This is a genomic window from Citrobacter sp. MGH105 (genome assembly GCF_001037485.2).
GTDB lineage: Bacteria > Pseudomonadota > Gammaproteobacteria > Enterobacterales > Enterobacteriaceae > Citrobacter > Citrobacter portucalensis.
The window spans coordinates 4,867,443-4,893,447 of the sequence record NZ_CP073048.1 but is presented as its reverse complement, the minus strand read 5'-3'; the positions used below and the strand labels follow the sequence as shown (position 1 = coordinate 4,893,447).

General features: G+C 52.1%; 25 protein-coding genes and 1 pseudogene. 12 read left to right on the top strand and 14 right to left on the bottom strand.

What is annotated here, in order from left to right; genetic code table 11:
- The first annotated feature begins 56 nt into the window (after nucleotides 1-56).
- The 3 genes from SK35_RS23375 to SK35_RS23365 all read left to right on the top strand — a co-directional run bounded on the left by SK35_RS23375 (nucleotide 57) and on the right by SK35_RS23365 (nucleotide 3,090).
- Entirely contained in the window at nucleotides 57-761 is a 705-nt protein-coding gene (locus SK35_RS23375) for a GntR family transcriptional regulator (protein ID WP_020996112.1), read from the top strand.
- An 8-nt stretch (nucleotides 762-769) separates the two neighbouring features.
- Entirely contained in the window at nucleotides 770-1,723 is a 954-nt protein-coding gene (locus SK35_RS23370) for a sugar phosphate isomerase/epimerase family protein (protein ID WP_048215188.1), read from the top strand.
- A gap of 122 nt (nucleotides 1,724-1,845) precedes the next feature.
- Complete coding sequence (locus tag SK35_RS23365; RefSeq protein ID WP_103015331.1) at nucleotides 1,846-3,090, top strand: MFS transporter; 1,245 nt, start codon at nucleotides 1,846-1,848, stop codon at nucleotides 3,088-3,090.
- A gap of 40 nt (nucleotides 3,091-3,130) precedes the next feature.
- On the opposite strand, the gene cpxA is transcribed toward SK35_RS23365, so the two are convergent.
- Complete coding sequence (cpxA, locus tag SK35_RS23360) at nucleotides 3,131-4,504, bottom strand: envelope stress sensor histidine kinase CpxA (protein WP_032945590.1); 1,374 nt, start codon at nucleotides 4,502-4,504, stop codon at nucleotides 3,131-3,133.
- Nucleotides 4,501-5,199 carry an envelope stress response regulator transcription factor CpxR gene (gene cpxR / locus SK35_RS23355; protein ID WP_003028763.1) on the bottom strand — a complete coding sequence of 233 codons (699 nt, stop codon included), beginning with the start codon at nucleotides 5,197-5,199 and terminating at the stop codon, nucleotides 4,501-4,503. The genes cpxA and cpxR overlap by 4 nt, the downstream gene beginning before the upstream one ends.
- 150 nt (nucleotides 5,200-5,349) lie before the next feature.
- On the opposite strand from cpxR, the gene cpxP reads away from it, so the two are divergent.
- From cpxP to SK35_RS23320, 7 genes and pseudogenes are all read left to right on the top strand, one after another.
- Entirely contained in the window at nucleotides 5,350-5,850 is a 501-nt protein-coding gene (gene cpxP / locus SK35_RS23350) for a cell-envelope stress modulator CpxP (protein WP_008787022.1), read from the top strand.
- Nucleotides 5,851-5,997: 147 nt separating this feature from the next.
- The gene (fieF, locus tag SK35_RS23345; RefSeq protein WP_003825216.1) at nucleotides 5,998-6,900 is read left to right on the top strand and encodes a CDF family cation-efflux transporter FieF; all 903 of its coding nucleotides are present in this window, start codon (nucleotides 5,998-6,000) and stop codon (nucleotides 6,898-6,900) included.
- A gap of 185 nt (nucleotides 6,901-7,085) precedes the next feature.
- On the top strand, nucleotides 7,086-8,048 hold the full coding sequence (gene pfkA, locus SK35_RS23340) for a 6-phosphofructokinase (protein WP_003825214.1): 963 nt from the start codon (nucleotides 7,086-7,088) through the stop codon (nucleotides 8,046-8,048).
- Nucleotides 8,049-8,248: 200 nt separating this feature from the next.
- Complete coding sequence (gene sbp, locus SK35_RS23335; RefSeq protein ID WP_032945592.1) at nucleotides 8,249-9,238, top strand: sulfate/thiosulfate ABC transporter substrate-binding protein Sbp; 990 nt, start codon at nucleotides 8,249-8,251, stop codon at nucleotides 9,236-9,238.
- 104 nt (nucleotides 9,239-9,342) lie between these two features.
- On the top strand, nucleotides 9,343-10,092 hold the full coding sequence (locus SK35_RS23330; RefSeq protein WP_048215186.1) for a CDP-diacylglycerol diphosphatase: 750 nt from the start codon (nucleotides 9,343-9,345) through the stop codon (nucleotides 10,090-10,092).
- A 73-nt stretch (nucleotides 10,093-10,165) separates the two neighbouring features.
- A pseudogene (locus SK35_RS23325) lies at nucleotides 10,166-11,148 on the top strand (SLC13 family permease).
- Between the two features lie 113 nt (nucleotides 11,149-11,261).
- Nucleotides 11,262-12,734 (top strand): DASS family sodium-coupled anion symporter, encoded by a 1,473-nt coding sequence (locus SK35_RS23320; protein WP_003825206.1) that lies wholly within the window; start codon nucleotides 11,262-11,264, stop codon nucleotides 12,732-12,734.
- Nucleotides 12,735-12,773: 39 nt separating this feature from the next.
- Here the strand turns inward: SK35_RS23320 and tpiA are convergent, their stop codons facing one another.
- Both tpiA and SK35_RS23310 read right to left on the bottom strand, forming a co-directional pair.
- Complete coding sequence (gene tpiA, locus SK35_RS23315; RefSeq protein ID WP_003028783.1) at nucleotides 12,774-13,541, bottom strand: triose-phosphate isomerase; 768 nt, start codon at nucleotides 13,539-13,541, stop codon at nucleotides 12,774-12,776.
- 228 nt (nucleotides 13,542-13,769) lie between these two features.
- A complete protein-coding gene (locus SK35_RS23310) occupies nucleotides 13,770-14,372 on the bottom strand; it encodes a YiiQ family protein (protein ID WP_032945595.1) in 603 nt (200 codons plus the stop codon).
- Between the two features lie 100 nt (nucleotides 14,373-14,472).
- Here SK35_RS23310 and SK35_RS23305 point away from each other — a divergent pair, with 100 nt between their 5' ends.
- Nucleotides 14,473-14,901, top strand: coding sequence for a DUF805 domain-containing protein (locus SK35_RS23305; protein ID WP_008787028.1), 429 nt, complete (start codon nucleotides 14,473-14,475; stop codon nucleotides 14,899-14,901).
- Nucleotides 14,902-14,964: 63 nt separating this feature from the next.
- Here the strand turns inward: SK35_RS23305 and fpr are convergent, their stop codons facing one another.
- The 4 genes from fpr to SK35_RS23285 all read right to left on the bottom strand — a co-directional run bounded on the left by fpr (nucleotide 14,965) and on the right by SK35_RS23285 (nucleotide 19,329).
- Nucleotides 14,965-15,711 (bottom strand): ferredoxin--NADP(+) reductase, encoded by a 747-nt coding sequence (gene fpr / locus SK35_RS23300; protein WP_048215185.1) that lies wholly within the window; start codon nucleotides 15,709-15,711, stop codon nucleotides 14,965-14,967.
- Nucleotides 15,712-15,806: 95 nt separating this feature from the next.
- A complete protein-coding gene (gene glpX / locus SK35_RS23295; RefSeq protein WP_008787030.1) occupies nucleotides 15,807-16,817 on the bottom strand; it encodes a class II fructose-bisphosphatase in 1,011 nt (336 codons plus the stop codon).
- A gap of 135 nt (nucleotides 16,818-16,952) precedes the next feature.
- On the bottom strand, nucleotides 16,953-18,461 hold the full coding sequence (gene glpK / locus SK35_RS23290) for a glycerol kinase GlpK (protein ID WP_003028792.1): 1,509 nt from the start codon (nucleotides 18,459-18,461) through the stop codon (nucleotides 16,953-16,955).
- Nucleotides 18,462-18,483: 22 nt separating this feature from the next.
- The gene (locus SK35_RS23285) at nucleotides 18,484-19,329 is read right to left on the bottom strand and encodes an MIP/aquaporin family protein (protein ID WP_008787032.1); all 846 of its coding nucleotides are present in this window, start codon (nucleotides 19,327-19,329) and stop codon (nucleotides 18,484-18,486) included.
- A 428-nt stretch (nucleotides 19,330-19,757) separates the two neighbouring features.
- Between SK35_RS23285 and zapB the strand changes: the two genes are divergently transcribed.
- Nucleotides 19,758-20,003, top strand: coding sequence for a septal ring assembly protein ZapB (gene zapB / locus SK35_RS23280; RefSeq protein WP_095533156.1), 246 nt, complete (start codon nucleotides 19,758-19,760; stop codon nucleotides 20,001-20,003).
- 221 nt (nucleotides 20,004-20,224) lie between these two features.
- On the opposite strand, the gene rraA is transcribed toward zapB, so the two are convergent.
- From rraA to cytR, 6 genes are all read right to left on the bottom strand, one after another.
- Nucleotides 20,225-20,710, bottom strand: coding sequence for a ribonuclease E activity regulator RraA (gene rraA, locus SK35_RS23275; protein ID WP_008787034.1), 486 nt, complete (start codon nucleotides 20,708-20,710; stop codon nucleotides 20,225-20,227).
- Between the two features lie 92 nt (nucleotides 20,711-20,802).
- The gene (menA, locus tag SK35_RS23270) at nucleotides 20,803-21,732 is read right to left on the bottom strand and encodes a 1,4-dihydroxy-2-naphthoate polyprenyltransferase (RefSeq protein WP_003825185.1); all 930 of its coding nucleotides are present in this window, start codon (nucleotides 21,730-21,732) and stop codon (nucleotides 20,803-20,805) included.
- A 67-nt stretch (nucleotides 21,733-21,799) separates the two neighbouring features.
- Nucleotides 21,800-23,131: an HslU--HslV peptidase ATPase subunit gene (gene hslU, locus SK35_RS23265; protein WP_003028803.1), complete on the bottom strand. Its 1,332-nt coding sequence runs from the start codon at nucleotides 23,129-23,131 to the stop codon at nucleotides 21,800-21,802.
- A gap of 9 nt (nucleotides 23,132-23,140) precedes the next feature.
- Complete coding sequence (gene hslV / locus SK35_RS23260; protein ID WP_003028805.1) at nucleotides 23,141-23,671, bottom strand: ATP-dependent protease subunit HslV; 531 nt, start codon at nucleotides 23,669-23,671, stop codon at nucleotides 23,141-23,143.
- A gap of 91 nt (nucleotides 23,672-23,762) precedes the next feature.
- Entirely contained in the window at nucleotides 23,763-24,737 is a 975-nt protein-coding gene (gene ftsN, locus SK35_RS23255) for a cell division protein FtsN (RefSeq protein WP_071692614.1), read from the bottom strand.
- A 93-nt stretch (nucleotides 24,738-24,830) separates the two neighbouring features.
- Nucleotides 24,831-25,856 (bottom strand): DNA-binding transcriptional regulator CytR, encoded by a 1,026-nt coding sequence (gene cytR / locus SK35_RS23250; protein ID WP_003825179.1) that lies wholly within the window; start codon nucleotides 25,854-25,856, stop codon nucleotides 24,831-24,833.
- Between the last annotated feature and the right edge of the window lie 149 nt (nucleotides 25,857-26,005).

The window sequence follows — 26,005 nt, the reverse complement described above, 5'->3', positions numbered from 1 at the left end:
GTATTTCCTGCACTCAAATATCTTAGCTTCAAATTGGTTTAAACCAGATTGGCGAAATGAAAAAGAAAAACAATGTTGATGTGCTCAGGGAGCGCTTTGAAAGCTGGTTAAACGAGAAGAATTTACCAGCGGGGTCCAAATTGCCTTCGGAAAGGGAGTTATGTGAGCTGCTGGATGCAAAGCGTATGACCTTACGTCAGGTTCTGATTGAGCTTGAGATCGATGCGCGTATTTTCCGCAAGAACCGCAGTGGTTGGTTTATTTCGTCGAAGCGATTTATTTATAACCCTAAATCACTTTCCAGCTTCAATGCTGAAGCCTGTGCTCAGGGACGTAAGCCTTTTTGGGATTATTTAACCAAAGAAACCATTGATACAGTTCCGCATCATGTTGATGATGTTTTTCTCTCCTCCGGTGACCGCTATTTAGTTACCGGCTGGTGCGGTCTTGATTCACATAAAGTGTTTTACCATGAATCCTATATTGATGCTGATGTTGCGCCAGGATTCATTAATAAATTGGGCAATCAGTCTTTTGCCAGCGTCTGGGAAGATGCGTTTGGCCATGTTTTAAATATCAAAGAAATGATTTTTAAACCGGTCAATATGCCAGAAGTGGCCTGCAAAGAGCTGGGTGTTGCGCCTAATACGTATGGAATTTTAGTAGAAAAACATCGGGCTACCCGAGATAAAAAAGTGGTTCAGGTTGATTTCGAATACTGGAGACTTGAATCAGTGGAACTTGTTATTCGCGATGAATGAGAAAAATAATGGGAAAATGTAACCAAGAACTTCTTGCGGAACGCGCGAGAAATATACCGCTGTACCTACATGCTTATGCTTTTCATCTGAATATGCGCTACGAGAGAGTCCTGCCGGGGGATCTTCTGGATATTGCGCATCAGCAAAAATTGAAGGGTGTAAAAATACATGTTGAGGATGGTGAGTCCCAATCACTGCAGAAACTGAACGATCAGCAGCTACACGATTTTAAAGAGAAGGCCAAAAAATATAATCTGGATGTGCATATCGAAACGAGCGCATCGGATAAGGCGACATTGACGGATGCCATCCGTATTGCTGTTGCTACTGGTGCAACTTCAGTGCGTTTCTACCCGCGTTATGAAGGGCATCTCAACGATGTTATGGCGAAGATTGCCAATGATATTGCGTGGCTGTCTCAGTATGACGATTGCGGACTAAGCTTTACTATCGAACAGCATGAAGATCTGCAAGGCCATGAGCTGGTGACGCTGGTTAACAATAGCGGGATGAAAAATCTCTCTATTCTGTTTGATTTTGGCAACATGATTAATGCCAATGAGCAGCCGCTTTCTGCGTTAGAGGTTATGTCTCCTCTGATCACTCAGGTGCATATCAAAGACGCAAAAATTATTAAAGAAGGTAAAGGCTGGGGGCATGAGGCTTGTCGTTCAGGACACGGCGATTTACCCATGGAAGAAATGCTTAAGGCATTATTACTTTTAGGTGAAGATAAACCGCAAGTACATGCTTTTGGCCTGGAAGAAGAAGTTGAATATTATGCCCCTGCATTTCGCTTCGACGATGAGGGTGATAATCCATGGATCCCATGGCGCGATGCAAGTTATACGCCGCTGCCTGACAGCAACATGGTTGATGCGCGACTGGCGCAGGAAAAAGAACATGCTCTTGCCCAAATAAAATACATTCGTGATATATGTGACAAGTTTATAGGCAATTAATTAGTTTTCTTAAAATATTATTAAATGCGGAAAGGATTATGAAAGTAATCCCTTGGCTTTATTAATTATACAATTTAATTTAGATATTTCTCTCAACAAGCAATGAGGGTTTAATCATGTTCATGAATAAATGGGCAAGGCTCTGTTTTTTGATTTTAGGCGGCGGCACGATATTCAAGCTTTCAAGTATGAAAGATGTTTTCTATGTGCCAATGCAGAATGACTGGGGTTTAACTAATACGCAAATTGGGTTGAGCTTTACGGTTTATACGATTGTTCAGACAACCGGACTTTTTCTTTCTCTCTATATCGCAGATCGTTACTCCAAGAAAATATTATTACCGTTCGGTCTGATTGGCGTTGGGTTATGTGGCTTATATCTGGCAACGCTACCGTCATTTACTGGTTATCTCATTTGCTTTGCCGCGATGGCTTTCTTTGCCGATGTGGTTTATTGGCCGGTGTTGCTGAAAGCCGTTCGTTTGCTGGGAACGAAAGAAGAACAAGGACGCATGTTCGGCTTTTTAGAGGCCGGACGTGGCGTGGTGGATGTTATCGTTGCATCTGGCGCTCTGTTTGTTTTCGTCCAGTTTGGTGAAGGTAAAGCGGGGATGCAGGCGGGCCTGTTGTTCTATACGGTAATTACGCTTGTGGCAGGTATTGTGACGTACTTTATTGTCGATGATGACAAAGTGAAAGGCGGCGAGAAAACCAGTGCCAACATGGAAGTGTTAAAGGGTATCAAACATGTTTTGTCCTGCCCTAATGTTTGGCTGGCTTCTTTAGGTATTTTCTTCGTTTATGCCGCGTACTGTGGACTGACTTACTTTATCCCGTTCTTAAAAGATATCTATATGCTGCCGGTAGCTCTCGTCGGTGCGTACGGCATCATCAACCAGTATGCGTTAAAAATGGTAGGTGGGCCGATTGGCGGAATGTTGGCAGATAAAGTTGCTAAATCACCGACAGTGTATCTGAAGTGGACGTTCCTGATCTCTGCTGTGGCGATGCTTGTGTTCATGCAGTTACCGCATCAAACAATGAACGTGTATATCGGTATGGCGGCGACATTAGGGTTCGGAGCGATTATCTTCTCACAGCGCGCCATTTTCTTCGCGCCGATGGATGAGATCGGTACCCCACGTGAGTATGCGGGCTCGGCAATGGCATTTGGTTGCATCATCGGTTATATGCCAGCGATGTTTGCGTACACGTTGTACGGCTATTTGCTGGATACCAATAGCGGCATCACTGGCTACAACTATGTCTTTAGCGTGATGATTGCGTTCAGCTTAATGGGCTTTATCTGTTCGACAATTCTGGTGAAGCGGATTAAAAAGCAAAAGCTAGCGGCTGCGGCAGCATAACGTGAGTGCTTCCCCGGCAATAAATGACCGGGGAAGCCTGTTAAGCGCGTTTATACAGCGGTAACCAAATCACCAGCCGTAAACCACCCAGCGGGCTGTCTTCGGCCTTCACCCAGCCACGATGCTGCTGGATCGCGGTTTCCACAATCGCCAGACCCAGACCTGTTCCGCCAGACTCGCGATCGCGCGCCTCATCGGTACGATAGAACGGACGAAAAATTTGTTCTCTGTCTTCAGGGCTAACGCCTGGGCCATCGTCGTCCACGGTGATGGTAATCCCGTCGATATCCACCGCGAAGCCAACTTCAATCTTCGTATGTGAATAGCGCAGGGCATTGCGCACAATGTTTTCCAGCGCACTTTCCAACGCATTTGGGTTACCGTACAGCGGCCACGGACCCGGCGGGAAATTCACCGTGAGTGATTTACCCATCTGCTCAGCTTCAAAGGCGGCGTTATCCAGCACTTCACTCCAAAGCTGATTAGCTTTCACTGTTTCGCTGACCAGCGCGTTTTTCTGCTGATTACGCGACATCACCAGCAGGTCGTTGATCATGCTGTCCAGTCGGTGTGCTTCTGTTTCAATGCGCTCCAGCTCTTTGCTCTCACCGCTACGACGGCGCAGCAGAGCGGTGCCCAGTTGCAGACGCGTTAGCGGTGTTCTCAGCTCGTGAGAGATGTCCGACAGCAGGCGTTGCTGTGTGGTCATCATCCGTTCCAATGCCGTCACCATCTGGTTAAAGCTTGCGCCTGCCGCCAGGAACTCCTGCGGACCGGCTTCCAGCTCTGGATGCTGACGCAGGTTACCCTGAGCTACTTCATCCGCCGCGTTTTTCAACTTACGCGCCGGTTTCGCCAGACTCCAGGCAAGCCAAAGCAATAGCGGTGAGCTGACTAACATGGTGACGATCAGCAACAACAGCGGTCGGTCGAACAGCAGGTTGATAAAGTCAGATTGTGAGCTGCTGGCAGGTCGTATGAGATACAACTGGTAGTTATCTTCACCGTCTCTGACGGAGAAAGGCCCGACCATCTCAACGCGACCGTATTTTTTCTTTTGCGGATGGTCGGCGTTATCGGCCTGACCAATAAAGTTACGAATGATCTGCATTTCGTTGCGTTCTGCGCCGATCACGCGTCCTTCCGTCGTAACAAGTAATAACCGCTGTCCTGGCGGCGCCCACTTGTCTATCGCCCGAAACAAGCGACGCCACCACATCAAATCGTTGGGTGGATCGTTCGCCAGTTCAGCTTCAACATGTTGCTCAATCATTAACCCCTGGCGCTGCTCGCTGTCCAGTAGCTCGGTCATCTGGCGTGAGTCGAGCTTGGGTAACATCAGTACCAACATCAACACCAGCGCCAGCGTCAACCAGAAGATGGCAAAGATGCGTGCGGTTAAGCTCCCTATCATGAAGCGGAGACCATCAGGTAGCCGCGACCACGCAGGGTTTTAAACCACGGGTGTCCGTCTTTACGCTCTGGCAGCTTACGACGCAGGTTCGAGATATGCATGTCGATCGCGCGATCGAAAGGCGTCAGGCGTTTGCCCAGCACTTCCTGGCTCAGGTGCTCACGCGAAACCACCTGACCGAGATGCTGAGCCAGCAAATAGAGCAGGGTGAATTCGGTGCCGGTTAACTCCAGAATTTGCCCGTCAAAGCTGGCTTCCTGGCGACCCGGATTAAGGCTTAACGCATCAACTTCCAGCGTCGGCGAACCGTTATCGCTGTTCTGCTGCTGTTCGCTCCAGTGTGAGCGACGCAGAATAGCGCGGATGCGCGCGACCAGTTCACGGTCGTTAAACGGTTTAGGTAAATAGTCGTCCGCGCCCAGCTCAAGGCCAAGTACGCGATCCAATTCGCTGCCGCGAGCGGTCAGCATGATTACGGGTGTCTGGTGTGTCTGACGAAGTGCTTTCAGCGTATCAATGCCGTTTTTCTTCGGCATCATGACGTCGAGCAAAAGTAAATCGATGCTGTCATCCAGAAGCTCAAGCGCCTGTTCCCCATCATAGGCAACCAGCACATCGAAACCTTCCATTTCGAGCAACTCCTTTAACAGGGAAGTCAGCTCTCGGTCATCATCAACTAACAGGATTTTATTCATTGTTTACGTACCTCCGAGGCAGAAATTACGTCATCAGGCGTCGCTAATCTATGACTTTACGTTGTTTTACACCCCCTGACGCATGTTTGCAGCCCGAATCGTAAACTGTCTCTCGTTGAATCGCGACAGAAAAGATTTTGGGAGCAAGTGATGGGCAAAGTTACCGCTGCCGTCATGGCCTCAACGCTGGCACTCAGTACATTTAGCCATGCAGCTGAAGTCGTCACAGGCGATCACTGGCACCTGGGTGAAGGCTCATCGCAACGCAGCGTTCAGAGCCACATGTTTGACGGTATCAGTTTAACCGAACATCAACGTCAACAGATGCGAGATTTAATGCAGCAGGCAAGACACGAACAGCCTCCTGTTAATGTTAGCGAAATGGAGACAATGCATCGCCTTGTCACCGCAGAGAAATTTGATGAAAGCGCAGTGCGCGCTCAGGCAGAAAGAATGGCGCAAGAACAGGTTGCCCGCCAGGTTGAAATAGCCAGGATCCGCAACCAGATGTATCGCCTGTTAACGCCAGAGCAGCAAGCGGTTTTAAATGAGAAACATGAACAACGAATGGAGCAACTGCGCGATGTAGCGCACTGGAAAAAAAGCTCATCGTTGAATTTATTGAGTAGTAGCAACTCACGTTCCCAGTAGTAACCCTGTTTTCCTTGCCATAGACACCATCCCTGTCTTCCCCCACATGATGTGGGGGTTTTTTTTGCCCAAAATTTGTCCCTCGGTTATTGCCTGACTGTTTTACTTCATCCGTTATACTAGCGGCATATCCTGGCAGGAGTGTTTATGAATCAAACCTATGGGCGGCTGGTGAGCCGGGCGGCAATCGCGGCAACCGTGATGGCATCGCTGTTACTTTTGATCAAAATTTTCGCGTGGTGGTACACCGGATCGGTCAGTATTCTGGCTGCACTGGTGGATTCTCTGGTGGACATCGCGGCGTCGTTAACCAACCTGTTGGTGGTGCGCTATTCGCTGCAACCGGCCGATGATGAGCATACGTTCGGACACGGAAAAGCGGAATCGCTGGCGGCGTTGGCGCAAAGCATGTTTATTTCTGGTTCGGCGCTGTTTTTATTCCTGACCGGGATTCAGCATCTCATCCAACCCACGCCGATGAAAGATCCTGGCGTTGGGGTGGTTGTCACCATCATTGCGTTAGTGTGTACAATCATTCTGGTCTCGTTTCAGCGCTGGGTAGTGAAGCGCACGCAAAGTCAGGCCGTTCGGGCAGATATGCTTCATTATCAGTCTGATGTTATGATGAACGGTGCGATTCTCATTGCGCTCGGGCTGGCATGGTATGGCTGGCATCGTGCAGATGCCTTGTTTGCGCTCGGGATTGGCATCTATATTTTATATAGCGCATTACGCATGGGGTATGAGGCAGTGCAATCTTTGCTGGATCGCGCTTTACCCGATGAGGAACGTCAGGAAATTATTGATATCGTGACGTCATGGCCTGGAGTCAGCGGCGCTCACGATCTTCGCACGCGGCAGTCAGGGCCGACTCGCTTTATTCAGATTCATTTGGAAATGGAAGATAATCTGCCGCTCGTTCAGGCGCATTTAGTGGCTGAACAGGTTGAGCAGGCAATTTTACGGCGTTTCCCGGGATCGGATGTCATCATTCATCAGGATCCCTGTTCAGTCGTACCCAAGGAAGGCAAGATGTTTGAGCTTTCATAATTCGTTGTAAAAAAAGTGAACCGGGCCAGCATTTTGTGTATAAATTACCACCATTTGGCCTGACCTGAATCAATTCAGCAGGAAGTGATTGTTATACTATCTGCATATTCGTTGGATCGTTTCGATATGCGGAATCGACTTCCGGCAGCAGATTTCATTTTGCATTCCAAAGTTCAGAGGTAGTCATGATTAAGAAAATCGGTGTGTTGACAAGCGGCGGTGATGCGCCGGGCATGAACGCAGCAATCCGTGGTGTTGTACGTGCAGCGTTGACGGAAGGGCTGGAAGTCATGGGGATCCATGATGGCTACCTGGGTTTGTATGAAGACCGTATGGTCCAGCTTGACCGCTACAGCGTGTCCGACATGATCAACCGTGGCGGTACTTTCCTCGGTTCTGCTCGCTTCCCGGAATTCCGTGATGAAAACGTACGTGCGGTGGCGATCGAAAACCTGAAGAAGCGTGGCATCGACGCCCTGGTTGTTATCGGGGGTGACGGTTCTTACATGGGTGCAAAACGCCTGACCGAAATGGGCTTCCCATGCATCGGTCTGCCGGGCACTATCGATAACGATATCAAAGGTACCGACTACACCATCGGTTACTTCACCGCGCTGGGTACCGTTGTCGAAGCGATTGACCGTCTGCGTGATACATCTTCTTCTCACCAGCGTATTTCTATCGTTGAAGTGATGGGCCGCTACTGTGGTGACCTGACCCTGGCAGCAGCGATTGCCGGTGGCTGTGAGTTCGTGGTGGTTCCGGAAGTGGAATTCAGCCGTGACGATTTGGTTACTGAAATCAAAGCGGGCATCGCGAAAGGTAAAAAACACGCAATCGTAGCGATCACTGAACACATGTGTGACGTTGACGAACTGGCGCATTACATTGAGAAAGAAACGGGTCGTGAAACGCGTGCAACCGTACTGGGTCACATTCAGCGTGGTGGTTCCCCGGTTCCTTACGACCGTATCCTGGCATCCCGTATGGGCGCCTATGCCATTGAACTTCTGCTGGAAGGTCACGGCGGTCGCTGCGTAGGTATTCAGAACGAGCAGCTGGTTCACCACGACATCATCGACGCTATCGAAAACATGAAGCGTCCGTTCAAAGGTGACTGGCTGGACTGCGCGAAAAAACTGTACTAATTGCAATTGCCGGATGGCGGCTTGCGCCTTATCCGGCCTACATGATGCAAATCGTAGGCCTGATAAGCGTAGCGCCATCAGGCAAAAACTCGACTCCATATATTCCCCCAAGATATAGCAAATCTTTTTTTATTCTTTAATGTTTGGATGCCTTTCTGGCACGCTTTGCTCATCACAACACTACCTAAGAGAGCTGGGCGATGAACAAATGGGGCGTAGGGTTAACATTATTGCTGGCATCGACCAGCGTTCTGGCAAAGGATATTCAGTTACTTAACGTATCGTACGATCCAACGCGTGAATTGTACGAGCAGTACAATAAGGCCTTCAGCGCGCACTGGAAGCAGGAAACGGGCGACAACGTTGTGATCCGCCAGTCGCACGGCGGTTCGGGTAAACAGGCGACTTCCGTCATCAACGGCATTGAAGCCGATGTTGTGACGCTGGCACTTGCTTACGACGTGGATGCCATTGCTGAACGTGGCCGTATCGATAAAAACTGGATTAAACGCCTGCCGGATAATTCTGCGCCTTACACCTCCACCATCGTGTTCCTGGTCCGCAAAGGCAATCCCAAACAAATTCATGACTGGAACGATTTAATCAAACCGGGCGTGTCGGTCATTACGCCAAACCCGAAAAGCTCCGGCGGAGCTCGCTGGAACTATCTGGCGGCATGGGGCTATGCCCTGCACCACAACAACAACGATCAGGCCAAGGCACAAGACTTTGTGAAGGCCCTGTATAAAAACGTTGAGGTACTCGATTCTGGCGCACGTGGCTCAACCAATACCTTCGTTGAACGTGGTATCGGTGATGTGCTGATTGCCTGGGAAAACGAAGCGCTGTTGGCAACGAACGAGCTGGGCAAAGATAAATTCGAGATAGTGACCCCGAGTGAATCTATTCTCGCGGAGCCGACCGTATCCGTGGTTGATAAAGTGGTGGAAAAGAAAGACACCAAGGCGGTAGCGGAAGCTTACCTGAAGTATCTCTACTCGCCGGAAGGTCAGGAGATAGCAGCGAAAAACTTCTACCGTCCACGTGATGCAGAAGTCGCGAAGAAATACGAAAACGCATTTCCGAAGCTGAAGCTGTTCACTATCGACGAAGAGTTTGGCGGCTGGACGAAAGCGCAGAAAGAGCACTTCTCTAACGGCGGTACGTTCGACCAAATCAGTAAACGATAAATAAGTCTGTGATTTACCGACCCGGTGGCCTAACGCGACCGGGTTTTTTATTTGTCATGGTTTTGCGTTACTCTTGCCCTTCAATGGGATACAGGAAACGCGTAATGAAAAAAGCAGGCTATCTTTTACTGGCGGTGATTGTGGTCGCCGCCGCTGCAGGTATCGGGTACTGGAAATTCACCGGCAACCCGGACGCATTACGCCAGATCGTTCTTCAGCAATGCCTGCCGCACCAGTTGCAGCAGCAGGACCCCGCCCCATGCGCTGAAGTAAAGCCGGATGCCGGATATGTGGTGTTCAAAGACCGTAACGGCCCACTGCAATATCTGTTGATGCCTACCTGGCGGATCAACGGTACGGAAAGTCCGCTGCTGTTGAAATCAGGCACGCCGAACTTTTTCTGGCTGGCCTGGCAGGCGCGTAGCTTTATGAGCCAAAAATACGGCCAGGAAATCCCTGACAAAGCAATCTCTCTGACCATTAATTCACGTAGCGGGCGTACGCAAAATCACCTGCATATTCATATCTCCTGCCTGCGAACCGATGTCAGAAAGCAGCTGGATGACAACCTGGCGAAAATCAGCACCCGCTGGCTACCATTACCGGGTGGGCTGCGCGGTCATGAATATCTGGCGCGTCGCGTCACGGAAAATGAACTGGCACAACGCAGCCCGTTTATGATGCTGGCGGAAGAGGTGCCGGATGCGCGAGAGCATATGGGCAGCTATGCGTTGGCGATGGTGCGCCAGAGCGACGAATCCTTTGTCCTGCTGGCTACTCAGCGCAATCTGCTGGCACTGAATCTCGCCTCCGCTGAGGAAATTCAGGATCATCAATGTGATATTCTGCGTTAACCCCACCTAATCTGGCGTTTACTCCGCATGCCTGTCCCCGTATTCTTGTTGAAAAAAACAACAGGAGACAGGCATGTCGCTCTGGCTTACACACCCTCTGTTTATCCCCTCTCTGGTGGTTGGTATCACCATTCTGCTCTGGGCTACGTCGCTGCTGCCGGAGTTTATAACGGCGCTGCTGTTCTTTGCCGTGGCGATGGTCGCCAAAATCGCGCCACCGGATGTGATTTTTGGCGGCTTTGCGTCCTCCGCATTCTGGTGATGAGCGGCGCGGCGGAAGGCTCTTACGGCATCCACCTCAATTATCTTCCCTATTTGCTGCTGCATACGCCGGTTCTGGGTTGGCTTAAAGGCGCGGTGCTCATTGTGCTTATCTGCTGGTTGTTCCCTGGCAAGCCGCATGCGCCGCGCGATCTCACGCCGCCGGAGCCGATGAGCCGGGATGAAAAACGTCTGGCCTGGATGTTAGCGGTGGTGCTGTTCTTGTGGGTAAGCGAAAGCTGGCACGGCATTGGCCCCGCGTGGACCGGGCTGGCGGCGGCAGTTATCACATTGCTACCACGGGTTGGCTTTATCAATGGCGACGAGTTTTCCACTGGGGTCAACATTCGTACCTGTATTTATGTGGCGGGTATTCTGGGGCTGGCGATCACCGTCACGCAGACCGGTATTGGTAGCGCTGTTGGCGAAGCGCTGTTACAGGTGATGCCGCTGGATGCGGAAAAGCCGTTTACCAGTTTCCTCGCGCTGACCGGTATTACCACTGCGCTTAATTTTATTATGACGGCGAACGGTGTTCCGGCGCTGTATACCACGTTGGCGCAAAGTTTTGCCGATGCGACGGGATTCCCGCTGCTGTCGGTGATTATGATCCAGGTGCTGGGTTATTCAACGCCACTGTTGCCGTACCAGGCTTCACCGATCGTAGTGGCGATGGCGCTCGGGAAAGTACCTGCAAGGGCGGGGATGCTGCTGTGTATCGCACTGGCGGCGGCAACGTATTTGATTCTTCTGCCGCTGGATTACGCCTGGTTTACGGTGTTAGGAAAACTGTAGCTGTATCAAAATGTTAATTTTATGTTTTGTGAGTGAGTGAATTGTATTATGCGCGGCAATATCGGTTAATGCCTGAGCGCAGATTTGCGCACTGGAAACTCAAGGATTGATTCATGGACAGTTTGACCCCTATCCGCTGTTGGCCTGCCATCATCTCGCTCGTGATTACGCTGACCATCTGGTTTGTTATCCCGTGTCCTCCTGACGTAACCCCGCAAGCGTGGCACTTGCTGGCACTGTTTATTGGTACGATCGCTGCGATTATCGGTAAAGCTATGCCCATTGGCGCAATTGCGATTGTGGCGATTATGCTGGTGGCGATGACTGGCGTTACTAACCCCGGCAAACCCTCCGCGGCGTTGAACGATGCGTTGAGTGGCTTTTCGAACCAGTTAATCTGGCTGATTGGTTTATCCATTATGCTGTCGCAAAGTCTGTTAAAGACTGGCCTGGGAGCGCGTATTGGCTACGGGTTTATTGCGCTATTTGGTAAAAGAACGCTGGGTATTGCGTGGGCATTAACCCTTGCGGAAACGCTAATTGCACCCGTAACGCCAAGCAATACCGCGCGTGGAGGCGGCATTATCCACCCGGTAATGCGGGCGATTGCGGAAAGCCTCGGCTCGCAGCCAGGCCATGCCGAGAATGGCTCAACGGGCCGTTATCTCGCGCTGGTGAACTACAACATTAACCCGATCAGCTCGGCAATGTTCATCACCGCGACCGCACCTAACCCGTTAATCGTCAGCTTTTTGACGAAGGGGACGGATGGCGTGCTGAACATGACCTGGGGAATGTGGGCTATTGCGGCGCTTCTTCCCGCTCTGGTATCACTGGTTGTCATGCCGATTGTAATCTGGTGGCTCTATCCGCCAGCTATCACGCGCACGCCAAATGCGCCGCAGTTCGCGCGGCAAAAACTGGATGCGCTGGGTCCACTATCACTGGCAGAAAAAATCACCCTGGCAGTGTTCATTTTGCTGCTCTGCCTGTGGGCGGGTGTTCCAGCGATGCTGATGGGCAGTGCCTGGAGCGTAAACCCCACTAGCGCCGCGTTAATTGGTTTGTCGATTCTATTGATGGCGGGCGTATTGAGCTGGGATGACATTCTTAAATGCCGCGGGGCATGGGATACGATAGTCTGGTTTGCCGCGCTGGTGATGATGGCGGATTTTCTCAGCAAACTGGGGTTGGTGGGATGGCTGGCAACCAGCGTTGGTAGTGCAATCGACCATCTTGGCGTGCACTGGAGTGTTGCAACGCTGCTGTTGATTCTGCTTTACGTCTACTCGCACTACTTTTTCGCCAGCACTACTGCGCATATTACGGCTATGTTCGCTGCGTTCTTCGCCGCAGGATTAGGCCTCGGCGCGCCGCCAGCATTGCTTGGTTTAATGCTCGGTTTCTCCTCCTCCCTGATGATGTCGCTCACGCACTATGGCACGGGTACTGCGCCGATCATCTTTGGTTCGGGCTATGTCACGCTGGCGGAGTGGTGGAAAACGGGCCTGGTGATGAGTGTGGTCAACCTGACCATTTGGGGGGTGACCGGCGCCTTCTGGTGGCACTGGTTGGGATACTGGTAGTTAATACAGCGGGAGGAGTGCTCCTCCCGCCTTAACAACTTAAGCCTGTTTAGCGGCTTCTGCTGCTTTAACGATGACGGCGAAGGCGTCTGCTTTCAGAGAAGCACCACCAACCAGCGCGCCGTCGATGTCCGGCTGAGCAAACAGTTCTGCCGCGTTAGCTGCGTTTACAGAACCGCCGTACTGGATGATTACTTGCTCAGCGATTTTCGCGTCAGCTTTAGCAATGTGGTCACGAATAAATTTGTGAACAGCCTGAGCCTGAGCAGGAGTTGCAGATTTACCGGTACCGATAGCCCATACTGGTTCGTAAGCGATAACGACGCCTTCGAATGCTGCCGCGCCCTGAGTTTTCAGAACCGCGTCGATCTGACGTGCACAAACTTCTTCAGTTTTGCCCGCTTCGTTTTCTGCTTCGGTTTCACCGATGCACAGAACTGGAGTCAGACCCTGCTCTTTCAGCACGGCGAATTTTTTAGCGATCAGCTCGTCAGATTCTTTGTGGTAAGTACGACGCTCAGAGTGACCGATAATGATGTACTGTGCGCCGATGTCTTTCAGCATTTCAGCACTTGTTTCACCAGTGAATGCGCCAGACAGGTTCAGGTCAACGTTCTGCGCGCCCAGAATGATGTGGCTACCGGCAGCGGCGTGTTTCGCCAGGTCGATATACATTTCCGGCGGAGCAATCGCTACTGCACAGCCAGCAACGCCAGCCAGTTCTTTACGCAGATTAGCAACCAGTTCGTTTACCATGTGGCGGCTGCCGTTCAGTTTCCAGTTACCCATCACTAAAGGATGTCGCATTTCATTTCTCCACGCTTGTCAGCGAATTAAGGAATATGGCCGCCCCTCAGGGCAGCATGGTCTGTGAAACAGTATAGAGATTCATCCCCCGAAAGGCTTTGCTTTTTGTCATTTCCCCGTCATTCTCCACGTTGCAGGTGCGTTGGCTGTACTCTCTCACCCCAGTCACTTACTGATGTAAGCTCCTGGGGATTCGTTGCGTCGCCGCCTTCCTGAAACGTGAATAATTTAGGGGGAATTCGACCCTTCGAGGTTTTCAGATAGAGCCAGCTTAATCGGTTCAACAGCGAAGGTCAGCCCCTTTTCACCGTTATCTGCTACGACATAGCGAATTGCGCCTTCTGTTTCGGCGTAATAGTGCTTACCTTTGCCTGCGGCGAGCAGTTTTTGTAGCTTTTTCTGGCTCTGTTCCTTCGTCAGTAGCGGTGCGACGGTGCGGATGACGGCGGTCATGTATTCCAGCGCTTTCGCTTTAGCTGCCTTTTGCTCTGGTCCCTGAATTGGTAACCAGGTTATTTGCATGCTTTTGATTTTCAGGGTGCCGCGCTCAAGGGCGGAAGACGCATACAGGTTTTCATTGATTTTGCTGGCCGCGCGGGTGAGATTTGCCCGATCGCGACTGCTGTCGATGGCGCGGAACTCATTCAGGATCAGCTTCGGATTCTGTGTATTAAAGTTTTCGCGAAACTGGCTAATCGACAGGTCAAAGGTCGGCGCGCCCGCCAGTAAATAGGGGGCTGTGGTTGCCGTCGATGGCTCTTCCGCCAATGCCGCAGGGCTGGCGGTTAAGGCTGAAAACAATAATAAAAACAGTGTAAATCCGTGCTTCATCAATCGTACCTTTCATTCTCACTGCTCACGATTAAAACGGTAACCGTCGAGCTTGTCAAAAGGGTAAACTGTTCTGGAAGGTAATAATAAAGGAACTTACATGACCATACAGCAGTGGTTATTCTCATTTAAAGGGCGCATCGGGCGCCGTGATTTCTGGATTTGGATTGGCCTATGGATCGTCGGCATGCTGGTTTTGTTTTCGCTGGCGAGCAAACAATTACTCGATATTCAGACCGCGGCTTTTTGTCTGGTGTGTCTGCTATGGCCAACGGCGGCAGTGACGGTAAAACGTCTGCATGACCGGGGGCGTTCCGGAGCGTGGGCGCTGTTGATGATTCTGGCGTGGATGCTGCTGGCCGGAAATTGGGCGATGTTACCCGGCGTCTGGCAATGGGCGGTAGGCCGCTTTGTTCCAACGTTGATTCTGGTCGGCATGCTTATCGATCTGGGGGCGTTCATTGGCACCCAGGACGCAAATAAATATGGTAAGGATACGCAGGACGTAAAGTACAGAGCTGACTCGTAGGCCGGATAAGTGTAAGCGCCATCCGGCAAAATGCCCGGGTGTTTACCGGGCATTGAAACGTTCTTACCAGTAGTGCTCTGCGGTCATATGGCCTGGTCGGCGGCGCAGGTGTTTGGTCATCTGCCGGGTGTCCTTCAGCAACTGCTGCGTGTCGCGTACCATCTGCGGGTTTCCGCACAGCATCACATGACAGGTTTCTTTATCCATTGGCAGCCCGACCGCTTTTTCCAGTTCACCGCTTTCAATTAGCGCCGGTACACGCCCGGTCAGCGAATCTGCCACGGTTTCACGGCTGACCACCGTCTGGATGCGTAATTTACCTTCGTAGCGCTTTTCCAGCGCCTGCATCAACGGCAGATAGCTCAAATCGGCGGCATAGCGCGCGGCGTGGACCAGCACCAGATTTTTGAAGCGATCCAGGTCTTTGCCTAATTGCAGAATCGACAAGTATGGGCCGATAGCCGTGCCGGTTGCCAGCATCCACAGCGTGTCGCAATCGGGGACTTCATCCAGCACGAAGAAACCAGCAGCTTCACTCACCACCTGGACTTCATCGCCAGGCTTCAGTGCTGCCAGACGAGGGCTGAGTTTGCCGTCGGGAACCGTCACCAGATAAAACTCTAAATCGGGGTTATCAGGGGCATTGACGTAAGAATAGGCGCGCTGGACGCGCTCGCCCTCGATCTCAAGGCCAAGCTTGGTGAATTGACCTGCAGTGAAAGGAAGAACCGGAGCTCGCACGGTCAAACTAAACAGGGCATCGGTCCAGTTCTGTACCTTCGTGACTTTGCCTGTTACCCAATCTGCCATGGTTCTCTCCTGTCTGCTTTGATTGCCTTATCTTCGTTCGTTGGACGAAAGATTTCCAGCCCATATGGGCTGGAAGGCTCTATTGATCAAATCAATTACAGGATGTGCGCCTGCACATCGGGATCTTTGCGATCGAGGTAGTGAATCGACTGAATGCGGCGGATCGTACGTGATTTACCGCGGATCAGCAGCGTTTCGGTGGTTGCGATATTGCCTTTGCGGCTAATCCCTTCCAGCAAATCGCCTTTGGTGATGCCGGTGGCAGAGAAAATGACGTTGTCGCTACGCGCCATTTCATCGAGGCGCAGCGCTTTGCCCGCTTCAATGCCCATGGCGGCGCAACGAGCCAGTTCCTGTTCGCCAATGCGACGGTTTTCTTCGCTGTCGCCTTTGACGTCATGACGTGCCAGCAAACGGCCCTGCATGTCACCGTCCAGCGCGCGGATAACGGCGGCCGAAACGACGCCTTCCGGTGCGCCGCCAATGCCGTACAGCACGTCAACTTCACTGTCTGGCATGCATGTCAGAATGGAGGCAGCAACGTCACCGTCTGGAATAGCAAAGACGCGCACGCCCAATTTTTGCATTTCGGCGATCGTTTCATCATGGCGTGGCTTGGCCAGAATGGTGACGGTCAGTTCACTCAGCGGCTTATTGAGTGCAGCGGCAACGTTCTGCAGGTTGGCTTCCAGCGACAGGTTCAGGTCGATAGACCCTTTTGCGCCTGGGCCGACAATCAGCTTTTCCATGTACATGTCTGGCGCGTTCAGGAAGCAGCCTTTATCGCCAACAGCCAGTACGGCCAGCGCGTTTGCCTGACCCATTGCCGTCATGCGTGTGCCTTCGATAGGATCGACGGCGATGTCGACCGCATCACCAAGACCGGTCCCGACTTTCTCACCGATAAACAGCATCGGTGCTTCATCGATCTCACCCTCGCCAATCACGATGGTGCCGTCGATATTGACCTGGTTGAGCATAATACGCATGGCGTTTACCGCCGCGCCGTCAGCGGTATTTTTGTCGCCGCGGCCCAGCCATTTATAGCCAGCCAGCGCGGCCGCTTCGGTCACGCGTGAAAATTCAATGGCAAGTTCTCGTCTCATTGCAAACTCGTAGCTGAAAGGAATGGCGCGAAGTGTAGCACAGGGGAGGGGGCGAGATTATTGATGTGTGTGCGGGGTTGCCCCCGCACGAAGATATTGCCGGATAAGGCACAGTTGCCATCCGGCTATGACGTATTACTCGTCGTGATCTTCCCATGCCATGGCGCGTTTGACCGCTTTTTTCCAGCCGCTGTAACGGAAGTTACGTTCGGTGGTTTCGATGCCTGGGCGGAATTCACGCTCGATGACCGCTTTTTCCTGCAGCTCATCCAGATTCTGCCAGAAGCCTACTGCCAGACCGGCCAGGTATGCCGCACCCAATGCGGTGACTTCGCGGACTTCCGGGCGCTCAACGCGCGTGCCGAGAATGTCGGACTGGAACTGCATCAGGAAGTTGTTGGCGACCGCACCGCCATCGACGCGTAGGGCGTGCAGGCGAATACCGGAGTCAGCCTGCATTGCTTCCAGAACATCACGAGTCTGATATGCAATAGACTCAAGCGTGGCACGGATGATGTGGTTGGAGTTTACCCCACGGGTCAGACCAAAGATGGCGCCGCGAGCATACGGGTCCCAGTATGGTGCACCCAGGCCAGTAAATGCCGGAACGACGTACACGCCGTTGGTGTCTTTCACTTTGGTGGCGAAATATTCGGAGTCGAACGCATCGCTGATGAGTTTCATTTCATCACGCAGCCACTGGATAGATGCGCCAGCCATAAATACCGCACCTTCCAGCGCGTAGTTCACTTCCCCGGTCGGTCCGCAGGCGATGGTGGTCAGCAGTCCGTTTTCGGACTTAACGGCTTTCTCGCCGGTGTTCATCAGCATGAAGCAGCCGGTACCGTAAGTATTTTTCGCCATCCCTTCCTTCACGCACAGCTGGCCAAACAGCGCCGCCTGCTGGTCACCAGCGATACCGGAGATAGGAATACGAATGCCGCCTTTACCACCGATGTTGGTTTGGCCGTACACTTCAGAAGAACGACGTACTTCCGGCAGCATTGCACGCGGAATATCCAGCGCATCCAGCATCGTGTCATCCCAGTCCAGGGAGTGGATGTTGAACAGCATGGTACGTGAGGCGTTGGTGTAATCCGTGACGTGTACACGTCCCTGCGTCATTTTCCAGATAAGCCAGGTATCTACGGTACCGAACAGCAGTTCGCCGCGACGAGCGCGCTCACGTGAGCCTTCTACGTGGTCGAGGATCCACTTCACTTTGGTGCCGGAGAAGTACGGGTCAATGACCAGACCTGTATTATTACGGATGTACTCTTCCATACCGTCGCGCTTGAGCTTTTCGCAGATATCCGCGGTACGACGACACTGCCACACAATCGCGTTATAGATAGGTTTACCGGTTTCGCGTTCCCAGACAATGGTGGTTTCACGCTGGTTGGTAATACCGATCGCTGCAATTTCATCGGAACTGATATCGGCTTTCGCCAGAACTTCTACCAGCGTGGAGCTTTGGGTCGCCCAAATTTCCATCGGGTCATGTTCTACCCAACCTGCTTTCGGGTAAATTTGTTCGAATTCGCGCTGTGAAACGGCAACGATATTCGCATCGTGGTCCATTACGACCGCGCGGGAGCTGGTGGTGCCCTGGTCGAGCGCAACGATATATTTTTTTTCAGTCATAATTTTTTGTCCCGTAGTCACATTACTGCGAAGCTTTTTGTTGAGTGTTGGCCGCAACGTCTTTTTCTTCAATCGCGCAGACATCGCACGGTAAATGACGACCAATCAGTTTGCGATATGCCCATGCGCCCAAAATCGCGCCGGTAATCGGGCCAAACACCGGAACCAGGAAGTAAGGGATATCGCGACCACCCGTGAAGGCAATCTCACCCCATCCGGCCATCCAGGCGAAGAGTTTCGGTCCGAAGTCACGTGCCGGGTTCATCGCAAAACCTGTCAGCGGACCCATGGAAGCACCAATAACGGCAATCAACAAGCCGATCAGCAGTGGTGCCAGCGGACCACGAGGTACACCGTTACCATCGTCGGTCAGAGCCAGAATCAGCCCCATTAGAATAGCGGTAATGACCATTTCAACCGCGAAGGCCTGCACAAAATTGATATGCGGGTTTGGATAGGTGGAGAAAGTACCTGCCAGACCCAGGCTCTCGGTACTGCCGCGTACGATATGGTTAGTTTGTTCGAAATCGAGGAAAAGATTGTAATAAAGCCCGTAAACCAGTGCCGCTGCGCAAAAGGCGCCGGCAATTTGCGAAATAATAAAAGGAACAACTTTGCGTTTATCAAAACAGGCGAACAGCCAGAGTGCGATGGTTACCGCGGGATTCAGGTGTGCACCAGAAACGCCTGCGGTCAGATAGATAGCCATCGCTACCCCCAGACCCCAGATGACACTGATTTCCCACTGACCGAAAGTAGCCCCAGCCACTTTAAGTGCAGCGACACAGCCCACACCGAAGAAAATCAACAACCCGGTACCGAGGAATTCAGCAATGCACTGGCCTTTTAAGGTTGATGTTTGACTCATAATCGGATCCTGAAGAGAGTTTAATGTTTATTGTGTGCGAGAAGGTCACTGACATCCCCGGAGCCGGTAGGCACACTGTTAATTTATCGTTAACGCGCAAAAACGAGAAATATCGAAATTAAAATGTGTGTACTGCATCAACAAAATGAGCGTTTTCGCGCCATTGTGAGGTATTTGTTATACAAAAATAGTGTGAGCTGAATCATTTCACTGATCAACCTGTTAACACTTAAGAGTTATGACAGTAATGTCACCAGGAGAAAGACTAAAAGTGTTGCAAACCGCAATCTGCGCGGGATGCCGCTGGACAGGGATGACGCGGCTTCATACAATCGGTGTTAAGTAGAGTGCGCTCGTTTTTATTAAGGCGTCGCCGGTTATCGGGACGAGGATTTTTATCCATCAACGCCTTGCAATTCAGGAGAGGTATGACGATGTCATTAGAAGTGTTTGAGAAACTGGAAGCAAAAGTACAGCAGGCGATTGATACCATCACGCTGTTGCAGATGGAAATCGAAGAGCTGAAAGAAAAGAACAACTCACTGTCGCAGGAAGTTCAGACTGCACAGCAGCAGCGTGAAGAACTGGAGCGTGAGAACAACAGCCTGAAAGAACAGCAGAGCGGCTGGCAGGATCGTCTGCATGCCCTGCTGGGTCGTATGGAAGAAGTCTAATCCTCGTCATATTTCACGTTATGGCGGCGTTGGCTGCGTGCGTTCACCCCAGTCACATAGTGGCCTATGCTCCTGGGGATTCACTTACTTGCCGCCTTGCCCTGACGCGAAATCTATAGAGGATTTAGAATGCGGATACCTGTAGGCCGGATAAGGCGTGAGCCGACATCCGGCAATCAGCGACAACGCATAAAAAAAGGCACCTTGCGGTGCCTTTTTGATCACTCGATATCGAGCGGGTCTTCGGAGAGGATTATCCCGGTGTTATCGGCGTACAGGTGGTCGCCGGAGAAGAACGTCACGCCGCCAAAGTTGACGCGCACATCGCTTTCCCCAATGCCTTCACCGGAAGCGCCTACCGGAATTGCGGCAATCGCCTGAATGCCGATATCCAGTTCTTCCAGATCGTCTACCTGGCGTACTGAGCCGTAGATGACCAGACCTTCCCATTCATTCTGTACGGCCAGCCGTGCCAGTTCGGCATCGACCAGCGCACGACGGACAGAACCGCCGCCATCGACCAGCAGAATGCGACCACGGCCGTTTTGTTCGAGCAGATCGTACAGCAACCCGTTGTCCTCGAAACATTTTACCGTGATGATTTGTCCGCCAAACGACGACCGTCCTCCAAAGTTAGAGAACAGCGGTTCCACGACGTTGACATCTTCCTGATAGATGTCACAAAGCTCGGATGTATCGTATTTCATAGGCTTAACGTTCAGTTGCTGCGAGAATTTTTAGTATATCGCGCTATGTGTACTGTTGGCAAAATCATCAATTGTTAATTGATATTTGTCAGTTAAAGAGACCACTGACTTAAGAAAATCCCAACGACAAACAGTAGGTTAGTTAATAGTGCCGCTTTTACGGTGCGTTCCAGCATCGGACGCATTGCAGCCGGGTCCATCTCGCGCATTACATAGCGAGCCTGTTTGATCAGCAGCGGAGCGGCGAGGATAAACAGCCATCCCCACAGGCTTTGCAGTGAGAACAGGTTGAACAGTGCCAGACAGACCAGCGTGCCCATCAGCAGACAGGCGTGGTAGCGGCGGGCATTGACAGCGCCTAAACGCACGACCAGCGTGTTCTTGCCGTTTTCTCTGTCGCTGTTGATATCGCGCAGGTTGTTGACGTTGAGCACGGCGGTTGCCAGCAGGCCGCAGGCGGTGGCAGGCAGAATCAGCGCTGGAATCAACGTATGCGCCTGCAGGTACCAACTTCCCATTACGCTGAGCCAGCCGAAGAATACCAGCACAGAAATATCGCCCAGGCCGATATATCCGTAAGGGCGATTACCCACGGTGTAGGTGATCGCGGCGATAATCGACAGGCCGCCGAGCACCAGGAAACCGACAAAATCCGCCAGCGTGTGACAGGCTACAGCTACCAGGGCCAGCCCGGACAGACAGATCAGCACCACGGTGACGATCAGCGCGCGCTTCATCTGCTGTTGGGTGATGACCCCTTTTTGCATACCGCGCAGCGGTCCAATACGGTCGGGTTTGTCGCTGCCTTTAACGGCATCGCCATAGTCGTTAGCGAGATTGGACAGAATTTGCAGCAGTCCTGCCGTAATCAATGCCAGCAGAGCAACCAGCGGATCGAAGTATCCTTGCCACCATGCTAATGCCGTACCGACGATGATCGCCGCGAAGGCGAGCGGTAAGGTCTTAGGTCGTAAACTTTCCAGCCAGGCTTGTGAGCGGCTAATTTGTTGTTGTTCAGTCATATTTAGCGCCAATAAAAATGGGGCTTTATCAGCCCCATCAACAGTGATGAAAATGCATTGAACGCGATTATAGGATAAAACGGCTCAGATCTTCATCTGCGACCAGCGCATCCAGATGTTTGCTCACATATTCGGCATCAATTGTGATGCTTTGGCCGTTCAAATCGCTCGCATCATAGGAAATATCTTCCATCAGACGTTCCAGAACGGTATGCAGACGACGTGCACCGATGTTTTCGGTGGTTTCGTTAACCTGCCAGGCCGCTTCGGCAATGCGTTTAATACCGGATTCAGTGAAGTTGATGTCCACACCTTCAGTCGCCATCAGCGCTTTGTACTGGACGGTGATGGAGGCATTCGGTTCGGTAAGGATACGCTCAAAATCGCTGGTGGTCAGCGCCTGCAGCTCGACACGAATCGGCAGACGCCCCTGCAGTTCTGGGATCAGGTCGGACGGTTTGGCTACCTGGAATGCACCAGAAGCGATAAACAGAATGTGATCTGTTTTCACCATGCCGTGCTTGGTGGAGACCGTGCAGCCTTCAACCAGCGGCAGCAGGTCGCGCTGCACGCCTTCACGGGACACGTCCGGGCCGGAGGATTCGCCGCGCTTACAGATTTTGTCGATTTCGTCGATAAACACGATCCCGTGCTGCTCAACGGCGTCGATAGCTTCTTGTTTCAGCTCTTCCGGGTTCACCAGTTTGGCCGCTTCTTCTTCAATCAGCAGCTTCATCGCGTCTTTGATTTTCAGCTTACGCGGTTTTTGCTTCTGACCGCCCAGGTTCTGGAACATGGACTGCAGCTGGCTGGTCATCTCTTCCATTCCTGGAGGCGCCATAATTTCAACGCCCATCGGTGCGGCCGCGAGATCGATTTCGATCTCTTTATCATCCAGCTGGCCTTCACGCAGTTTTTTACGGAATGCCTGACGCGCTGCAGAAGGTTCCTGCGGCTGCTCTGACTGTCCCCAGTTATTTTTAGCAGGTGGGATCAGCACGTCGAGAATGCGCTCTTCCGCCATCTCTTCGGCACGGAAGCGGTTTTTCTCGATTGCCTGCACGCGGACCATCTTAATGGCAGCGTCGGTCAGATCGCGGATGATGGAATCTACTTCTTTACCAACATAGCCGACTTCGGTGAATTTTGTTGCTTCAACTTTGATGAACGGCGCGTTGGCCAGTTTTGCCAGACGACGGGCGATTTCGGTTTTACCGACACCGGTCGGGCCAATCATCAGAATGTTTTTCGGCGTGACTTCATGACGCAACTCTTCGTTGAGCTGCATACGACGCCAGCGGTTACGCAGGGCGATCGCCACGGAACGCTTAGCGTTATCCTGGCCGATGATGTGTTTGTTCAGTTCGCTGACAATTTCGCGTGGGGTCATTTCAGACATGGGGGATCCTTACGCTTTGGAGTTCAATTCTTCGATGGTATGGAAGTGGTTGGTATAAATGCAGATATCCCCTGCAATATCCAACGCTTTCTCAGCAATCTCGCGTGCGCCAAGCTCGGTATTTTCAAGCAGAGCGCGTGCAGCAGCCTGGGCGTAGGGACCGCCGGAGCCGATAGCAATCAGATCGTTTTCTGGCTGGATGACGTCGCCGTTACCGGTGATGATGAGCGATGCAGTTTCATCTGCGACGGCCAGCAGCGCTTCGAGTTTGCGCAGCATACGGTCGGTACGCCAGTCTTTTGCCAGTTCAACGGCCGCTTTCACCAGGTGACCCTGGTGCATTTCCAGCTTGCGTTCGAACAGTTCGAACAGCGTGAATGCATCCGCAGTACCGCCCGCAAAGCCCGCAATGACTTTGTCGTTATACAGACGGCGGACTTTCTTCACGTTGCCTTTCATTACGGTGTTACCCAGTGTGGCCTGACCATCACCGGCGATTACCACATGGCCGTTACGGCGTACGCTTACTATTGTTGTCACGAGCAGACCCCTTGGTTACAAATGCAGAATACAGGCCCCGCACAGGATGCGGGGCGTAATGCAAGTATAGATGGGGGGGATTTTGGGGGTTTCAACCCCCAGTGGCGAGTCGAATGCAGTTTGTGTGACCAGCAACCTTCAGGCGGCTGATGGTGTTGTCGGCATTCTCTTTGCCTTTGACCGGACCAATGACCACGCGATTCCAGCCGTTATTGGTGGTAATACGCGAGTTGAACCCTTCAAAGGCCAGCTGCGCGCGCACGGTTTCTGCCTGCTCAGCGCCTTTAAATGACCCGCACTGAACCATCCAGCGGCGTTCATCTTTTTTCTCCGCCGTCTGTTTTGGCGGTTGCGTTTCATTCGTTATTGGCGCGGCCGGTTGCGTTTTCGGCTGAGCGGCGGTGGTATGCGCAGGCGTTTGCAGCAGATCCTGATACGGCTGTTGCGCCGCCGGTTTTGGCTGCGCTTTCGGCTGCTGTACCGGCGCGGCTTGTGCTGTACGCGTTTGCTGCTGCTGATACGGCTGTTCTGTTGCCCGTGGACGCGGCTGCTGAGCCTGCTGCTGTGCGTTATTCCACTGCTGCTGTTGCACCTGACGCTGACGCTGCAGCGTTTGCTGGCGCTGTTCAGGCGTTTGCTCGTTCCACGGTACTTCGTTGAGCTGTGTCGGCTGTTGACGCATATCAGCCTGCATTTGCGCCAATAGCTGGCGCTGCTCATTGGTTAGCTGGTCGGCATTCAGCACCTCGCCGCCCGCAGACGGTTCGGTAGGCGCACGTACGCCAGGCTGACGGCTTTCCAGCTCTTTGATGTATCGCCAGCGCTCTTCCGGTTTTGGCGGAATGCCATTACCGGTGACTTTCTGGTTTTGCAGCGTTTCGGACTCTTCTTTCTTGTGATGCGTAATGAAGTACAGACCACCGATAAAGGTCACGAGTACGGCTGCAGCAATAGCAACCATTGCGGGCGATACCGCAGGCGTATTGCGTTGTTTTTTCCGTGATGTGCTCTTCTTGCGCCGCGAAGGTGCCGGTTGGCCGCGACGTACATAATCTCGTTGTGCCACTATCGTTTCGCTGTATTTATTCGTTCGTCAGCCCGCCATGTTACTTAAGCGGCGGGCCTTTGACCAGACAGGGGAGTCCGAAAGCACTTTACTTTACGTCAGTGCCCGGGTAGTACCCCGAATAATAAGCTCGCAGTCCAGTAAACGTGAGCCACTGCTGACGCTCTGCCCTTGTAATTGATCGAGCAGTAACAGCATAGCTTCACGTCCGATATCGAAACGCGGCTGTGCGACGGTTGTCAGGGGTGGATCACAAAATTCCGTGAGCGAAATGTTATCAAAGCCAATAATGGATAAATCATCAGGGACTTTCAGACCCTGACGTTTGGCGTAAGAGAGTGCGCCCAGCGCCATGACGTCGCTGTGACAAAAGACAGCGGTAGGCGGCTGCGGTAGTTCAAGGAGCTGCTTCAACGCATTGGCTCCCGCTTCATAGGTAAAGTCACCGCGCGCGATGAAATGCGGATCGACCGTAATTCCGCTGCGGCGTAATGCCTGAACGTAGCCTTGCAGACGGTAATGGCACAGCGGCATATCTTCGGGGCCGGCGATACAACCAATGCGTTTATGCCCCAGTTCCAGCAGATAATTCATCGCGTTAAAGGCGGCGGTGAGGTTATCAATGTGCACGGTAGGGAGTTCCAGCTCTGGCGCGAACTCGTTCGACATGACCATCGGCGGTAAATTGCGCTGTTCTTCCACGCTGGCATCAAACGGCAGGCGCGAGCTGAGCAGTACCATGCCATCGATCTGCTTGGTGATAATGAGGTTAAGAAACGTCTTTTCCTGCTGATTCTGGTGCGCGCAGTCGCCAATAAGCACCAGGTATCCCTGTTCTGCGGCAGTCACTTCGATGCCACGAATCACTTCGCTAAAAAACGGATCGCAGATATCCGGCACAATCACCAGAATGGTACGTGACTCATTACGCTTAACGTTACGTCCCATTGATTGGGGTAGATATCCCACTTCCAGCGCTGCCTGCTCAACCTTGTTACGGGTTGACTGTGAGACTTTGTCCGGGTTCATTAATGCGCGGGATACGGTTGCCGTTGAGACTTTCGCCTTCAGAGCAACATCTTTCATCGTAGCGGCGGCAACCTGCTTATTCGGTTTCACTCTTTCTCCTCGCCAGAGAGCTGCTGGCACAGACTCGTCCCTGGATAACCTTCATCTGAAACATTTTTATCAGATAGTGAATGGAAGCGGTTACAGAATTTTCATAAAAAGTGTGATGGATCTTTAATTTTACGATCCGCCTCGCATCG

Coding starts and splice junctions, on each gene's coding strand:
- SK35_RS23375 (WP_020996112.1), top strand. CDS start 57: ATGAAAAAGAAAAACAATGTTGATGTGCTCAGGGAGCGCTTTGAAAGC.
- SK35_RS23370 (WP_048215188.1), top strand. CDS start 770: ATGGGAAAATGTAACCAAGAACTTCTTGCGGAACGCGCGAGAAATATA.
- SK35_RS23365 (WP_103015331.1), top strand. CDS start 1,846: ATGAATAAATGGGCAAGGCTCTGTTTTTTGATTTTAGGCGGCGGCACG.
- cpxA (WP_032945590.1), bottom strand. CDS start 4,504: ATGATAGGGAGCTTAACCGCACGCATCTTTGCCATCTTCTGGTTGACG.
- cpxR (WP_003028763.1), bottom strand. CDS start 5,199: ATGAATAAAATCCTGTTAGTTGATGATGACCGAGAGCTGACTTCCCTG.
- cpxP (WP_008787022.1), top strand. CDS start 5,350: ATGGGCAAAGTTACCGCTGCCGTCATGGCCTCAACGCTGGCACTCAGT.
- fieF (WP_003825216.1), top strand. CDS start 5,998: ATGAATCAAACCTATGGGCGGCTGGTGAGCCGGGCGGCAATCGCGGCA.
- pfkA (WP_003825214.1), top strand. CDS start 7,086: ATGATTAAGAAAATCGGTGTGTTGACAAGCGGCGGTGATGCGCCGGGC.
- sbp (WP_032945592.1), top strand. CDS start 8,249: ATGAACAAATGGGGCGTAGGGTTAACATTATTGCTGGCATCGACCAGC.
- SK35_RS23330 (WP_048215186.1), top strand. CDS start 9,343: ATGAAAAAAGCAGGCTATCTTTTACTGGCGGTGATTGTGGTCGCCGCC.
- SK35_RS23320 (WP_003825206.1), top strand. CDS start 11,262: ATGGACAGTTTGACCCCTATCCGCTGTTGGCCTGCCATCATCTCGCTC.
- tpiA (WP_003028783.1), bottom strand. CDS start 13,541: ATGCGACATCCTTTAGTGATGGGTAACTGGAAACTGAACGGCAGCCGC.
- SK35_RS23310 (WP_032945595.1), bottom strand. CDS start 14,372: ATGAAGCACGGATTTACACTGTTTTTATTATTGTTTTCAGCCTTAACC.
- SK35_RS23305 (WP_008787028.1), top strand. CDS start 14,473: ATGACCATACAGCAGTGGTTATTCTCATTTAAAGGGCGCATCGGGCGC.
- fpr (WP_048215185.1), bottom strand. CDS start 15,711: ATGGCAGATTGGGTAACAGGCAAAGTCACGAAGGTACAGAACTGGACC.
- glpX (WP_008787030.1), bottom strand. CDS start 16,817: ATGAGACGAGAACTTGCCATTGAATTTTCACGCGTGACCGAAGCGGCC.
- glpK (WP_003028792.1), bottom strand. CDS start 18,461: ATGACTGAAAAAAAATATATCGTTGCGCTCGACCAGGGCACCACCAGC.
- SK35_RS23285 (WP_008787032.1), bottom strand. CDS start 19,329: ATGAGTCAAACATCAACCTTAAAAGGCCAGTGCATTGCTGAATTCCTC.
- zapB (WP_095533156.1), top strand. CDS start 19,758: ATGACGATGTCATTAGAAGTGTTTGAGAAACTGGAAGCAAAAGTACAG.
- rraA (WP_008787034.1), bottom strand. CDS start 20,710: ATGAAATACGATACATCCGAGCTTTGTGACATCTATCAGGAAGATGTC.
- menA (WP_003825185.1), bottom strand. CDS start 21,732: ATGACTGAACAACAACAAATTAGCCGCTCACAAGCCTGGCTGGAAAGT.
- hslU (WP_003028803.1), bottom strand. CDS start 23,131: ATGTCTGAAATGACCCCACGCGAAATTGTCAGCGAACTGAACAAACAC.